The sequence below is a fragment of the Micromonospora sp. NPDC051296 genome (genome assembly GCF_040682255.1).
In the GTDB taxonomy this organism is placed as follows: Bacteria; Actinomycetota; Actinomycetes; order Mycobacteriales; family Micromonosporaceae; genus Micromonospora; species Micromonospora craterilacus.
Genome location: NZ_JBFBAO010000029.1, coordinates 30,382 through 31,298, shown reverse-complemented (window position 1 = coordinate 31,298; position 917 = coordinate 30,382). Strand labels below are relative to the sequence as shown.

1 protein-coding gene is annotated in these 917 nt (G+C 64.9%); it reads right to left on the bottom strand.

Annotated features, from left to right (window positions below; genetic code table 11):
- Positions 1-423 precede the first annotated feature (423 nt).
- Positions 424-786 (bottom strand): hypothetical protein, encoded by a 363-nt coding sequence (locus AB0M52_RS05530; RefSeq protein WP_363949257.1) that lies wholly within the window; start codon positions 784-786, stop codon positions 424-426.
- Positions 787-917: the final 131 nt, after the last annotated feature.

Sequence of the window (917 nt, the reverse complement as noted above, 5' to 3'; positions counted from 1 at the left end):
TCAACGCCAGGACCGCAAGCAGCCTCCGCTGTTGGCGTGGCCCGAGGTCGAGTTGCCGTTCCCCGGACCATGCCTCTACGGCGCCCAGAAGCCGAAACTCCACAGCTCCCCCCGAACGATGCAGTGGGTTTGACCCCTTCTCCGCCTTGCCGCGCAGAGCGCATTGTCGACCGCATACGTCAGTCGAAACGTCGAGCTGGACTCGATGAGTCAGCACATGTAGCATCACCGCTTGCTGCGGTAATTCCTGACGGCGTTTCCGTCCCTTATTAACTGCTACGCGATAGCTCGCGGGAGTGTCAACCCGGAGATCGAGTCTCGGACGTTAATGGCGAAAACAATCGCGTTTCACCAATATTGGTGCAAATGGCCGGAATCGACCCGTGGACCCGTCCACCGTCCGTGGCCGATCCGCCTGACCTGTCAGGTGCGGTGCTCGCGCAGGTCAGTGACCTCGTTGACCGGAGCCCAACCCTGGTAGACACCGAAGTCGAGCGCCTCCAACCCCATCGACTCGGCGACCGGCCGCCGGCCGCCGGTGTATTCGACCCGCAGCCACGTGTCGTGCTCGGCCAGCACGATGAACGGCTCGCCCTTCCAGGAGCAGGTGGTGCGCACGTACGCCAGGCCTTCGACCTCAAGGACAGGCAGCACCAGGACGAACCGCCCCGGCCGCACCTCTTCGAAGCCGTCACCCGCCGCTGGCCGATAGAGGCGCACCTTGTCCCCGTCGGGGCTGGCCTCGTACTCATGACCGCGCCACCGGGCGACGTAACCGTCACGCATCAGCCTCACCCACCCGGTGCCAGGTGGGGCCGTCGGTGTCGAGGACCGCGACCAGTGCTTCGGTGCCGTCGGAGCGGATCTGCCATAGCTGGGAGCCGTGTGGCAGTCGGATGCTGTCCACCTTGAACTCG